Annotated in this window: 13 protein-coding genes and 1 pseudogene; 4 read left to right on the top strand and 10 right to left on the bottom strand. The window is 60.1% G+C overall.

The features are described 5' to 3' along the window. Positions 1 to 27: 27 nt before the first annotated feature. The 5 genes from JBE38_RS25670 to soxR form a co-directional block, all read right to left on the bottom strand. On the bottom strand, positions 28 to 942 hold the full coding sequence (locus JBE38_RS25670; protein ID WP_205345432.1) for a LysR substrate-binding domain-containing protein: 915 nt from the start codon (positions 940 to 942) through the stop codon (positions 28 to 30). 42 nt (positions 943 to 984) lie between these two features. Continuing rightward, positions 985 to 2,289: a dicarboxylate/amino acid:cation symporter gene (locus JBE38_RS25665; protein ID WP_090365848.1), complete on the bottom strand. Its 1,305-nt coding sequence runs from the start codon at positions 2,287 to 2,289 to the stop codon at positions 985 to 987. An 85-nt stretch (positions 2,290 to 2,374) separates the two neighbouring features. Beyond that, entirely contained in the window at positions 2,375 to 3,250 is an 876-nt protein-coding gene (locus JBE38_RS25660) for an alpha/beta fold hydrolase (RefSeq protein ID WP_060756988.1), read from the bottom strand. 124 nt (positions 3,251 to 3,374) lie between these two features. Beyond that, complete coding sequence (locus JBE38_RS25655; RefSeq protein WP_205345431.1) at positions 3,375 to 3,836, bottom strand: VOC family protein; 462 nt, start codon at positions 3,834 to 3,836, stop codon at positions 3,375 to 3,377. Positions 3,837 to 3,963: 127 nt separating this feature from the next. Then, positions 3,964 to 4,407 carry a redox-sensitive transcriptional activator SoxR gene (soxR, locus tag JBE38_RS25650; protein WP_060756990.1) on the bottom strand — a complete coding sequence of 148 codons (444 nt, stop codon included), beginning with the start codon at positions 4,405 to 4,407 and terminating at the stop codon, positions 3,964 to 3,966. Between the two features lie 100 nt (positions 4,408 to 4,507). Between soxR and JBE38_RS25645 the strand changes: the two genes are divergently transcribed. After that, entirely contained in the window at positions 4,508 to 4,873 is a 366-nt protein-coding gene (locus tag JBE38_RS25645) for an antibiotic biosynthesis monooxygenase (protein WP_205345430.1), read from the top strand. Here JBE38_RS25645 and JBE38_RS25640 read toward each other — a convergent pair. Both JBE38_RS25640 and JBE38_RS25635 read right to left on the bottom strand, forming a co-directional pair. After that, complete coding sequence (locus JBE38_RS25640) at positions 4,862 to 5,965, bottom strand: sigma-54 interaction domain-containing protein (RefSeq protein WP_060756992.1); 1,104 nt, start codon at positions 5,963 to 5,965, stop codon at positions 4,862 to 4,864. The two genes, JBE38_RS25645 and JBE38_RS25640, sit on opposite strands and share 12 nt — an antisense overlap. 11 nt (positions 5,966 to 5,976) lie before the next feature. Next, on the bottom strand, positions 5,977 to 7,164 hold the full coding sequence (locus JBE38_RS25635) for an acyl-CoA dehydrogenase family protein (protein ID WP_060756993.1): 1,188 nt from the start codon (positions 7,162 to 7,164) through the stop codon (positions 5,977 to 5,979). Positions 7,165 to 7,460: 296 nt separating this feature from the next. On the opposite strand from JBE38_RS25635, the gene JBE38_RS25630 reads away from it, so the two are divergent. From JBE38_RS25630 to JBE38_RS25620, 3 genes are all read left to right on the top strand, one after another. After that, on the top strand, positions 7,461 to 7,730 hold the full coding sequence (locus JBE38_RS25630) for a hypothetical protein (RefSeq protein ID WP_060756994.1): 270 nt from the start codon (positions 7,461 to 7,463) through the stop codon (positions 7,728 to 7,730). 232 nt (positions 7,731 to 7,962) lie between these two features. Then, positions 7,963 to 9,123, top strand: coding sequence for a cysteine desulfurase family protein (locus JBE38_RS25625; RefSeq protein ID WP_090365843.1), 1,161 nt, complete (start codon positions 7,963 to 7,965; stop codon positions 9,121 to 9,123). 37 nt (positions 9,124 to 9,160) lie between these two features. Then, on the top strand, positions 9,161 to 10,969 hold the full coding sequence (locus JBE38_RS25620) for an aminopeptidase P family protein (protein WP_205345429.1): 1,809 nt from the start codon (positions 9,161 to 9,163) through the stop codon (positions 10,967 to 10,969). Positions 10,970 to 11,027: 58 nt separating this feature from the next. On the opposite strand, the gene JBE38_RS25615 is transcribed toward JBE38_RS25620, so the two are convergent. From JBE38_RS25615 to JBE38_RS25605, 3 genes and pseudogenes are all read right to left on the bottom strand, one after another. Continuing rightward, entirely contained in the window at positions 11,028 to 11,309 is a 282-nt protein-coding gene (locus JBE38_RS25615) for a hypothetical protein (protein ID WP_205345428.1), read from the bottom strand. A gap of 165 nt (positions 11,310 to 11,474) precedes the next feature. After that, positions 11,475 to 12,362, bottom strand: coding sequence for a threonine/homoserine exporter RhtA (rhtA, locus tag JBE38_RS25610; RefSeq protein WP_205345427.1), 888 nt, complete (start codon positions 12,360 to 12,362; stop codon positions 11,475 to 11,477). Positions 12,363 to 12,622: 260 nt separating this feature from the next. Then, positions 12,623 to 12,839, bottom strand: a pseudogene (locus tag JBE38_RS25605) (hypothetical protein); the annotation flags it as partial.

Raw genomic sequence — 12,839 nt, 5'->3', positions numbered from 1 at the left:
GGGAGGGTTTACAGGGCCGGAGTAGGGCTAAATAGACAGCCCTTTGAAATGCTCCTGTAAAAACTCCACGCATGCCCTTAGCTTTCCGGAGTGCGCCAACCGTGTCGGGTACACCGCCCACACGTTGGCGCTTTGGGTGTAGCTGTGCAGCACCTGCACCAGCTTGCCTTGCTCCAGCAACGGCTTCACATCCCACATCGAGCGCAGCAGCATCCCGCGACCATCCAATGCCCACTGCATCACGATTTCGCCGTTGTTGGAGGACAGCGGCCCGCGTACGCGCACGCTTTCCTGGCTGCCGTCGCGCTCCAGGTTCCAGAGACCGAACGGGTTGTCGCGTTCCTTGAGGACCAGGCAGTCGTGTTGCTCCAGCTCACTCAAGTGTTGCGGCGTACCTCGGCGTTTCAAGTACGCGGGCGCGGCGCAGAGTATGCGGCGGTTGCTGACCAGCCGCCGGCCGATGTGCTGGCCGGGAATGTCATCGCCGACACGGATCTCCAGGTCGAAGCCTTCGCTGACGATATCCACCACGCGGTCGAACACGTCCAGGCGCACCTCCAGGTCAGGGTACTGCTCGGCCAGCAACGACAGGGCGGGGGCCACATGGTTGCGACCAAAGCCGAAACTGCTGCACAAGTGCAGGTGGCCTCTGGGGCTGTCATGGGCGTCCGAAAGCTCGTCGGACAGTTGCTGGAAATCTTCGAGAATACGCACGGCCCAGCGTTGCACCCGCTCACCGTCCTCGGTCAGCGCGATGCGGCGGCTGGTGCGGTGCAGCAGGCGGGTGGCGAGGGTGGTCTCGAGGATCTGGATGCGCTTGCTGACATACGCCGGCGACAACCCCAGCTCATCGGCGGCGGCGGCAAAGCCGGCCTTGCGGATCACGGTCAGGAACACCCGCAGGTCTTCGGGTAGGGGCACGGTATCTTTCTTATGAGTCATCAGAAACAGACCTGGCGGCATGAGCCGCCAGAATAGCACCGCTTACTCAGCGGAGATTTTTGCCTGTGCCACAGCCCGCGCATGGCGACCCTGCTTGAGGGCAATCGGCGCCATCTTCTCGCGATCCAGCTCACCTTCCCAGGCCGCCACCACCAGGGCAGCGACTGCGTTGCCGATGATATTGGTCAGCGAACGGCATTCGGCCATGAAGCGGTCGACGCCGAGGATCAGCACCATCGCCGCCACGGGGACGGTCGGCACCACCGCCAGGCTTGCCGCCAGTGCCACAAAGCCTGCGCCCACCACCGCACCAGCGCCCTTGGACGTCAACATGGCGACCGCGAGCAGGGTCAACTGTTGTTCCAGCGGCAGGTGAATGTTGGTGGCCTGCGCCAGAAACAGCACGGCCAGGGTCATATAGATGTTGGTACCGTCCAGGTTGAAGGTATAGCCGGTCGGCACCACGATACCCACCACGCCCTTGGACGCGCCCAGGCTTTCGAGCTTTTGGATCAGTTGCGGCAATGCCGACTCCGAAGAGCTGGTCCCCAGCACGATCAGCAATTCCGACTTGATATAGCCCAACAGTTTGAAAATGCTGAACCCGGCATAGCGGGCGATGCTGCCCAGCACCACGGCCACGAAGAAAAACGCGGTGACATAGAACGTGCCCACCAGCTTCAGCAGCGGTAGCAGCGAACCCACACCGTATTTGCCGATGGTAAAGGCAATCGCGCCGAAGGCACCGATAGGCGCGACGCGGCTGATGATCCCCACGATGCGGAAAAACACTTCGCTGGCCTGATTGATCACGCCAACCAGGGGCCGGGCCTTTTCGCCGACCATCACCAGGCCGATGCCGAACAGCACCGAAACGAACAGCACGGGCAGGATTTCCCCTTTGGAGAACGCGTCGAAGAACGTCGTGGGGATCACCTGCAGCAGAAAGCCGGTGATGCCTTCGCCATGTTCAGCCTGGCCGACAAACCCTGCGATCGCCGAGCTGTCGAGGGTCTTGACATCAATGTTGAAGCCCTCGCCTGGGTGCAACAGGTGCGCGGCCAGGATACCGATCAACAGGGCGACGGTGGATACGAGCTCGAAGTACAGCAATGCCTTGCCACCGACCCGGCCCACTTGCTTCACGTCGTGCATGCTAGTGATGCCACTGACCACGGTGCAGAAGATGATCGGGCCGATGATCATCTTGATCAGCTTGATAAACCCGTCGCCCAGCGGCTTGAGGTCGATACCGATCTGCGGCCGTACATGGCCGATCAGCACGCCCAGCGCGATGGCGATGAGCACCTGCACATATAGGGTTCCCAGCAGTTTTCTGATTGTCATTGTTGTTATCTCGCGGGTCTTTTTTGAGGCAAGCAGACCCCGTCGCCGGCGTTTGCGCGCCGGCGCGGGGAAGCGGATCAGGGCTTCAGCGAAGGAAGGTCAGGACTTCGTCCAGTAACAATTCAGGCACTTCCTCGGCAAGGTAATGGCCGGCCGGCAGCGCCTTGCCGCGCACATCGGTGGCGACTTGCTGCCATTCCTTGAGTGGCTCGAAACAGCGGCCGACCGTGCCTTCGGCGCCCCACAGCACCAGCAACGGCAGGTTCAGCTGGTTGCCGGCGTCGATGTCGGCCTGGTCGTGCGCAAGGTCGATACCGGCAGAGGCGCGGTAGTCCTCGCAGATACCGGTGGCGCTGCCAGGCAGGCTCAGGCAACGCAGGTACTCGGCAAAGGCTGCATCGGTGAAGGGTTTGAGGCCGGCGCTGCGGCTGCCCATTACGCTGCGCAGGTACAGTTCGGGGTTGCTCTCGATCAGGGCCTCCGGCAGCGGCGCCGGGCGGATCAGGAAGAACCAGTGCCAGTAGGCACGGGCAAAGGCTTCATCGGTTTGTGCGTACATCGACAGGGTCGGCGCGATATCCAGCAGCACCATGCGCTGCACGCTCCGGGGATGGTCCAGCGCCAGGCGATGGGCGACGCGCGCGCCACGGTCGTGGGCCAGTACTGAAAAGGAGTCGAAGCCCAGGGCCCGCATCAGCTCGACGCTGTCCCGGGCCATTTCCCGTTTCGAATAGTTCGTGTGCAGCGCATTGGCCGGCGGTTTGCTGCTGTCACCATAACCGCGCAGGTCGGCGGCCACTACGGTGAAGTGCGCGGCCAGTTGTTCGGCGACTTTGTGCCAGATGACGTGGGTTTGCGGGTGCCCGTGCAGCAGGAGCAGGCCGGGACCGCTACCGCCTTTGCGGTAACTGATGCTGACGCCGTTGACGTGGCACTGGTCTTTTTGGAATCCGGCGAACATGGAATGACTCCTTGTGATGATTGCCTGCATCCTGGAATCACACGGCGCTCGGGGCAAGGAGGAAAGCGTGGAGGGGGTGTTCATGAAGTGTGATGCAGGAGCGAGCACGCTCGCTCCTGCAGGCTCAGCCTTGCTTGAACATCTCTATTGCGCGTTGGCGGATCTGCGCTTCGGTCAGGTCTTCTTTGTGGGTGGCCAGAAACCAGACATGCCCGAACGGGTCTCTCAGCGTGCCGGTACGGTCGCCATAAAACTGGTCTTTGGGGTCGGAGACGGCAATACCACCCGCGGCGATGGCTTGTTGGTACTGCGCGTCGACATCGGCCACATATAAATGCAGGCCGACGCTGGTGTGGCCGTCGCGAGGGCTGCCGAACGGACTTTCATCGCAAGGCGAGCCAAGCATGATGGGCGAGTCGCCTATGCGCAGTTCAGCATGGCCCACTCTGCCATCGGGCATATCCAGGCGCATGACTTGGGTGGCGTTGAATGCCTTCTTGTAAAACTCAATGGCTTCGGCGGCTTGTTCGACGCCCAAGTAGGGCGTGAGGCTGTGGAAACCCTCGGGAATCGGTTTAACGCTCATTTCGTTCTCCTTTGGTGGGGGGCAGGGAGGTACGACTTTTTCACTATAGGCCACGCCGACCGTGGCCTGCGAGCAACCGACGAGATGCGGGACTGGCGAGTGTGAGCGGGCGATTACACGCTCCCGGCTAAGGGCTAGGCTCCAGCAATTGGGCGCCTGGGCCGCATTCACCGAGCTTGTCGCCCTGATTACGCAGCGGGCATGCCTCCAGCGACAGACACCCGCAGCCGATACAGCCGCTGAGTTTGTCCCGCAGCAACGTCAGCTTGTTGATGCGCTCATCCAGGTCTTCCCGCCACAGCGCCGATAAGCGTTGCCAATCCTGCGCCGTGGGCGTGCGTCCATCAGGCAGGGTTTGCAGGGCTTGGCCAATCGTCGCCAGCGGAATGCCCAGGCGTTGGGCGATCTTGATCACCACCACCCGCCGCAGCACATCCCGGGGGTAGCGCCGTTGGTTGCCGGCATTGCGGTTGCTCTTGATCAGCCCCTTGCTCTCGTAGAAGTGCAAGGCCGTGACGGCCACCCCACTGCGGGCGGCCAGCTGGCCGACGGTGAGTTCCTTGTTGAGCATGAAAATCTCCGAATTCGCGCTTGACCTTGACTTAACTAGAGGTTTTACCCTGCACGGCATCGAATCGCAAGATTCTGCTTACAAAGGAAGGGGAGTGTTCATGCAGGTATCAGAGAAAAATCGCAGCTTCACTCAGTTGATCGAGTTCCAGATCGAGCCCCAGCAACAATTTGCCTTGGTGGCGGCCTTGTCTACCCAGAGCGAGCGTCTGGCCCAGCGCCATGCCGGCTTTATCAATGCGAGTGTGCAAGTCAGCGACGATGGCCGGCGAGTGCTCAATTACCTGCAATGGCGCTCGCGTGAGGATGGCGAGGCGGCGTTCAAATGCTTCGAGCACGGCGAAGAAGATTTCTGGACGTTGATCCGCGCCCATCAGGCCACGGCGGTGACCTTCGGTTCGTTTCAGGTGCTGCGCAGCTTCGAGCGCAGCCAGGACAACGCTCTGCACTGCCGTTTAAATGGATAAATGCAGCATCCGCTCGCCCTGCACGGTTTCCCCCGGGCGGCGTTTGTTCACTGCCAGTTCGCCGATCTTGATCAGGCGTGTGCGCGTGACATTGCGGCTCAGGCCCAGCAGATTGGCGGTGTGCACCTGGTTGTAATGGCTGAAACGGTAGGCGGCGCGCAGCAGTGCGTCTTCGACCTTTTCATGCAGCGCGCCGGCCTGTTCCTCGAAGAGTTTTTGGAAGGCGCGCTCCAATAGCGCCTGGGCACTGTTGTCGGTGGCCTGCTGGCTATCGTCCTGGCGCTCGATGCGCAGGTTCGACAGGCGCAAATCGTCACGTTCGATCACGCCGTTACGGCAGATCAACAACGTGTGGTGTATGACGTTTTCCAGTTCGCGAATATTGCCCGGCCAGCTGTAGCTCTTGAGTTTGTGCTCGGCCTCGCGGCTGATGGTGATCGGGCCGTAGCCCAGGCGCTGGCTGTAGGTTTCGATGAAATGCCGGGTCAGCGCCAGGATATCGCCGGGGCGCTCGCGCAACGGGCTGAGTTCCAGGCTGACCACATCGAGGCGGTAGTACAGGTCTTCGCGGAAATGCCCGGCATTGATGGCCTTTTCCAGTTGCACATTGGTCGCGGCGAGCACGCGCACATCAATTGGAATGCTCTTGCGCGAGCCCAGGCGCACGACTTCGCGTTCTTGCAGGACGCGCAACAGCTTGACCTGGATCGCCATCGGCAAGTCGCCGATTTCATCGAGGAACAAGGTGCCCCCATCGGCCTCTTCGAACCAGCCGGCCTTGGCGCTGAGGGCCCCGGTAAACGCGCCTTTTTCATGGCCGAACAGTTCGGCTTCGACCAGGGATTCGGAGAACGCCCCGCAATTGACCGCCACGAACGGCCGGTTGCGCCGTGCACTGAGGTTATGGATATGCCGCGCCACCAGCTCTTTACCGGTGCCGGTCTCGCCGATGATCAGTACGCTGGCTTCACTGGGAGCCACTTGCCTGATGTGATCGAGCAGTGCCTGGGACTTGGGGTCTTCGAATACCTGGGCCGTGGCGCGAATCGAGGTCGCGAGGGCGGGTGAGGGCGGTAGGGTCAGAAGCTGCATGGGCACCTCTCTCAGGAATAGAATGTCGGAATCGGCAGGGACTGATTCAATGCCCAGTCCCCCAGTTCGTGGAGCTTGTAGTCCACCGGGTCATGCAGGGATTGTGTGCGCAGGTTGCGCCAGTGGCGGTCCAGGCGCAGCGAGGCGTGGGTTGACCGCGCGCCGGTGACTTCGAACAGGCGGCTGCACAGGTCCAGGCCCTGGCGAGTGGCGGCGACCTTGGCGGTGGCAATCGCAATCGCCAATTGCCCGCGCTCGTGTTCGCTCAAATGGGGCCCCTTGGCCCAGGCTTGGTCGAGCAACCCGGCAGCGCGCTCCACCAGCAGGCGTATACCTTCCAGGGCCACCCAGAAGTCGCCGTAGTGATGCAGCACGTAAGGATCCTGGCGCACGTCGTCGGCCGTGGATTTATGCCACGAGCGGGTTTCGGTGAGCGTGTAATGACGCGCTTCCGCAAAGGCGCCTTCGGCAATGCCCAGGAACATATGGGTGAAGGTCAGCTGGGCGATCAACGGGCGCAGGCAGGCAAAGGGTGTGCTCAGTGGCCCAGGGTCGAGCAGCAGCTCCGACTCTTCGACGCGCACCCGCTCGAAGCTCACGCTGCCGCTGTCGGTTTGGCGCTGGCCGATATTGTTCCAGTCATTATGCAAAGTGATGCCGCTGCGTCCGCTGGGGATGGCGGCAATCAACAGCTTGCCTCCGGCGCTTTCATCCACCGCCGAGGCAATCAGCATTTCAGAGTCGCTGGCACCGGAGCAGAAACTTTTCTTGCCGGAGAATTCGCGCCAGCCGCCGAAATTCTTGACCAGCGTGCGGGTGTCCAAGGGGTTGAGGGCATTGCCCCAGAACCAGCTTTTGCGCGCGGTCTGTTCGAACCAGGGTTGCCATTGCTCGGGTCGGGCAAACAGGCGCACGGTGGCGAGCATTAAGTGATGAAAGCCGAAGACATGGGCGATGGAACTGTCGACCTTGGCGAATTCGCGTACGACCTCCAGGGTTTCACTCCAGCGCGCGCCGAGGCCACCGTACTGGGTGGGAATGCTTAGCGCCAGCAAGCCGCTCTGACGCAACGCGTCACGTTCGGTCTTGGGCGTGCCACCGCGTTCGTCACGCTCAACGGCGGTGAGGGCGAATTCGGCGGCCAGCAACTGTGCGGTCTGCAAGGGGGAGGGCAGGACACTTTGGGAGTTGGCTGTCACACGGTATTCCTCAAATGAAACTGTTGTTTGCCGGATGTTTCGTTAAACGGCTGTTGTTTGGGCAACAGTTGCGTGGCGAACAGTGTGGTGACGCCCGGAGCCATTTATAGAGGGTCTTTGTTATTCCGTAAATGAACGTATTTCCATATTTATAGATCTAAATAGAATATTTGGTGGTGGCTATCGAAGGTGTCTGAATAGCTGATAGCGACTATCAAGGGCGGTGATTTTTAACCGTGCGAGGGCGGGAGTAGCCTGTGTTCATCGACTTGAAACCTCTTCCCAGGACCTTCGCCATGAACCGTTTTCTCGCTGTTTGCTTGTTGATTGTCAGCTCCGTGCTCGCCGGATGCGCAACCCACCCTTCGCCCGAACTACGCCCCTACACCGCCGAAGAAACCAAGGAATTGGCCTTGGAAGCACTGAGCCGTCGCGGCCTGTCGTTTGACGAATATCAACAGCAACGGGCCGCGCTGACTGCCCAGCCACAGAAGCCCTTTGGCTTTGATCGCCAGGGCGAAATGAACGCCGAGCGCAGCGTGACGTTGCAAGGTCGTCCCAGTTGAGCCCGCGCTCAATGGCGAAAAGCCCGAGGTTCCCACAAGGAATCTCGGGCTTTTTGTTTTCCATGACGTCACTTGCGCCTGTTAAGCTGGATTTCAGGAGCGTTCCTACGCACATTTGCCTACAGTGATCTTCTTTCAATGGCATACGATCGGTTAAACCTGACGACCTCTGTTCCCATCGATGCCCCTGAGACGTTGTTCTCGGGAATACGCTCTGCGAGTCTTTAACGTCATGAATAAACGTCCGTTGTATTTCGACTACGCCGCCACCACGCCGGTGGATGAGCGAGTCATCCAGGTGATGGTCGAGTGCCTGGGCTTCCATGCCAATTTCGGCAACCCGGCGTCCAGTTCCCATGCGTTCGGCCAGGCGGCCCGGCAAACGGTTGAACAGGCGCGTCGCCAAGTGGCCGATCTGGTCGGTGCCGGTCCTGAGCAGATCGTCTGGACCTCCGGCGCCACCGAATCCAACAACCTCGCGATCAAGGGCGTCGCCCAGGCGCGCGGCGTGTCGGGTGGGCATATCATCACCAGCCAGATCGAGCACAAGGCCACGCTGGACACTGCGCGGCAGTTGCAGGAAGCCGGGGTGGCCGTGACCTACCTAGTGCCGGACGCCGAAGGTTTGATCAGCGCCGATGCAGTGAGTGAAGCGTTGCGCGAGGACACCTTCCTGGTATCGCTGATGCTGGTGAACAATGAACTGGGCACCTTGAACGACATCCCTGCCATTGGCGCGCGCGTGCGTGAACACGGCGCGCTGTTGCATGTGGATGCGGCGCAGGGGGCCGGCAAGGTCGCCATCGACCTGGCTGAATGGCCGGTGGACCTGATGTCGTTTTCCGCGCACAAGCTGTACGGCCCCAAGGGCATCGGCGCGCTGTATGTCGGCCCGCGTGCGCAGCAGAAAGTGTTGGCGCAGATTCACGGCGGTGGTCACGAGGGCGGCTTGCGCTCCGGCACCCTGGCGACCCACCAGATCGCGGGGATGGGGGCGGCGTTCGCCTTGGCTGCGCAGTCCTTTGTCGAAGAGAAAGCGATGATTGCCGCGTTGCGTCAGCGTTTGCTCGACCAATTGGAGCCGATTGCCGGCGTGCGCCTCAATGGCAGCCCGACGCAGCGCATTCCCCATACACTCAGCCTGACCTTTGCTGAAGGGGAGTTCAACTCGAGCGCATTGAGCGCAGGCATTGCCTTTTCGGCGACCTCGGCCTGCAATTCGGCCAGCAATGCGCCGTCTCACGTGCTTCTGGCCCTGGGCCATGATGCTCGCAGCGCCGCACGTACCATCCGCCTGAGCCTGGGTCGGTTCACCACCGAGCAGGATATCGATGCAGCCGTGCAACTGATCAAGGCAGCCCTGGCCAGTGCACCCGCGTTTTGGGCCGTTTGATTCACATAACAATTATGAGTGGTTAGCAGGAGACACAATGAGTACGCAGCCTTTGACCCATGGAACGGTTCCCCAGCGCCTGGCGCATACCCGCGAACTGATGAGCCGCGAGGGCATTCATGCCTTGCTGGTGCCGTCGGCTGACCCGCACCTGTCCGAATACTTGCCGGGTTACTGGCAAGGACGCCAATGGTTGTCCGGTTTCCATGGCTCTGTGGGAACGTTGATCGTCACGGCGGATTTTGCCGGGGTGTGGGCCGACAGCCGTTATTGGGAGCAAGCGACCAAGGAGCTCAAGGGCAGCGGCATTGAACTGGTGAAGTTGCAGCCAGGCCAACCCGGCCCATTGGAATGGCTGGCCGAGCAAACCCCGGAAGGCGGTGTGGTGGCGGTGGATGGCGCGGTCATGGCGGTGGCCTCGGCGCGTACCCTGAGCGCCAAGCTGGCAGAACGTGGAGCGCGGCTGCGTACGGACATCGACCTTCTGAACGAGGTCTGGAAAGACCGTCCGGCACTGCCGAACCAGCCGGTCTACCCGCATCTGCCGCCGCAAGCCACCGTCAGCCGTGGCGAAAAACTCGCGGCACTTCGCGCCAGCTTGAAAGAGAAGGGCGCCGACTGGCATTTCATCGCCACCCTGGATGACATCGCCTGGTTGTTCAACCTGCGCGGCGGCGATGTGTCGTTCAACCCGGTGTTTGTATCCTTTGCCTTGATCAGCCAGGCACAGGCCACATTGTTTGTGGCCCTGAACAAAGTGGATGGCGAACTGCGCGCGGTATTGGCGCAGGATGGCGTGACGTTGCGTGACTACAGCGAAGTCGCACAAGCACTGCGTGACGTGCCAGCGGGGGCAAGCCTGCACATTGATCCGGCGCGCGTGACCGCCGGTTTGCTGGAGAACCTCGATGCCGGCGTCAAGCTGGTTGAGGGGCTGAACCCGACCACCTTGGCCAAGTCCCGCAAGAGCCTGGCCGACGCGGAGCATATCCGTCGGGCCATGGAACAGGATGGTGCGGCACTGTGCGAATTCTTCGCCTGGCTGGACAGTGCACTGGGTCGCGAACGCATTACCGAACTGACCATTGACGAACACCTGACCGCCGCGCGTACCCGCCGTCCCGATTACGTATCGCTGAGTTTCAACACTATCGCGGCGTTCAACGCCAACGGTGCCATGCCCCATTACCACGCGACCGAAGAAGAGCATGCGGTGATTGAAGGTGACGGCCTGCTACTGATCGATTCGGGCGGCCAGTATCTGGGTGGCACCACGGACATCACACGGATGGTGCCGATCGGTACGCCGAGTGACGAGCAGAAACGCGATTGCACGCGTGTGCTCAAGGGGGTGATCGCCTTGTCCCGGGCGCATTTCCCCAAGGGCATTCTGTCGCCACTGCTGGACGCCATCGCACGTGCGCCGATCTGGGCCGAAGGTGTGGACTACGGTCACGGCACAGGTCATGGCGTAGGGTATTTCCTGAATGTGCATGAAGGCCCGCAGGTGATCGCCTACCAAGCCGCCACTGCACCGCAAACGGCGATGCAGCCAGGCATGATTACTTCAATCGAGCCGGGCACTTATCGCCCAGGTCGTTGGGGCGTGCGTATCGAGAATCTGGTGTTGAACCGTGAGGCGGGCAAGACGGAGTTTGGTGAGTTCCTCAAGTTTGAAACCCTGACCTTATGCCCGATCGACACCCGTTGCCTGATACCGTCGCTGCTGACGGCGGACGAGCGGGAGTGGTTCAACGCTTACCACGCCGAGGTGCGTGATCGCTTGAGCCCGCTGCTCAGTGGTGCCGCTTTGGAGTGGTTGCGGGTACGTACAGCTGCGATTTGAGCGGTCGCAGCTCGGGGTGCAGGACTAAAGCGTCGGCGACTCTAGTCGCCGAACGGCGCTACTTGCAGATCACAATCATGCTACGGCTGGTATAACCGGCCGGGTTTATCCCGAAGGGGTAATCTCCTGGTTCCTCGGCGTTGTCACCGGATTTTGCGATGATCCGATAGCCCTTGGCGCCGCATGAATGGGTTGCACTGGTGTAGCACTGGTCCCAGGAGGAGGACAGGCCGGAACAGTTGATATGCAGCCCTTTTTTGCCCCGTTTCACTTCTGTCTTGGTGGTCGCGGCACAGCCAGCTATGCCCACGATCATTAACAGTATCAAAATTCGTTTCATTCCTATCCTTATAGCCGCTTCGCAAAAGGCTCGATGCAGGCTTTATTCGCTCTCGATTGTAGCGTTCAGGCTGTCCTTGTCGAAATTCTCCATAAGTGACATTTGTTTGCTGGCTAAACATGGCCTAAATGAGGGGTAATTGCCAGAGCTACCTTTTCATGCGGATCAATCGGCTGGCACCAAAGGTTTGGATTCGTTGCGCATTGTCAAAGTGGCGCCTACGGAAGCCAGAATGATGCAGGTGATTGCAAGCCATTGCGCCAGGGACAGATGTTCATGCAGGAAAAACAGGCCGGAAAGTGCACCGAAAGCGGGTTCGATGCTCATCAGAGTGCCGAAGGTGCGGGCGGGAAGGCGAGTGAGCGCGACCATTTCCAATGTGTAGGGCAGAGCGGTGGATAGAATGGCGACACCGATGGCGACAGGAATCAACGCTGGCGTGAGTAACGCGGTGCCTGCATGGACAATGCCGATCGGTGCGACGAACAATGCGGCAATCATGACCCCGAGGGCTGCGGTCTGGACGCCATTGTCGTTACCCGCCTTCTGGCCAAACAGAATGTACAGCGCCCAGCAAATCCCGGCGCCGAGTGCGTAGGCTGCGCCGGTCAGGTCGATGCCGCTGCTGGCCTCATTCGTTGGGATCAATAAGAGAAGGCCGGTGATCGCAAGGCCGATCCATAGAAAGTCTACTGCTCGGCGTGATGCATAGATGGCGACAGCGAGCGGTCCGGTAAATTCCAGGGCCACTGCAATACCCAACGGGACAGTGCGCAAGGACATATAGAAGAGGAAGTTCATGCCGCCTAACGCCATCCCGTAGATGACGACAGTGCGCAGGGACTTGGCCGTCAGCTTGGCGCGCCATGGGCGTAGTAGAAGCAACATGATCACACTGGCGAAAATCAGGCGCAGGGTGGTGGTGCCTTGCGCGCCGACGACAGGGAACATGCTTTTTGCCAAGGAGGCACCGGACTGGATGGAAGCCATGGCGATCAACAGCAGGCCGACAGGAAACAATGTCGAGGCCAGGCTGCGGTGTGAGGTGGTCATTGGGGTACGTCCGGGCGGTAGGTAGGCGGAAGGCGCTATGATGCTTAACTGTTTGTCGCTGGGCAATATATTGCTCAGTTTTGCGTGATGCTCTCACTTATATAGAGGAAAATGGGGATTTCAAACTATTTGATAGTCAACTCAAATTAAGTGTTGACGGCAAATTGTATCTGTCTATAATTCGCCCCACTTCCGGCGCAGTCGAAACTGAAAACTCCTTGGTAAACAATAAGTTACGAAGATTTAGGCAGCGAATAGCTTCAGTTCATCGAAGCCCAGAAGGAGTTGATCGGGCGATGTTGTTTGGCTCTATCAACGGTTCGATCTTCTCGGTCGAAAGCGGAGAAAACGAGGTGTTGACAGCAGCGTGTAACGCTGTAGAATTCGCCTCCCGCTAACGAGAGATCGGAAGCGCAAGTGGTTGAAGTTGTTGAAGAAATCTTCGAAAGCTTCTGAAAATAATCACTTGACAGCAAA

The sequence above is a fragment of the Pseudomonas sp. ICBG1301 genome (assembly GCF_016918385.1).
In the GTDB taxonomy this organism is placed as follows: Bacteria; Pseudomonadota; Gammaproteobacteria; order Pseudomonadales; family Pseudomonadaceae; genus Aquipseudomonas; species Aquipseudomonas palleroniana.
This window is presented reverse-complemented; position numbering and strand designations above follow the sequence as displayed.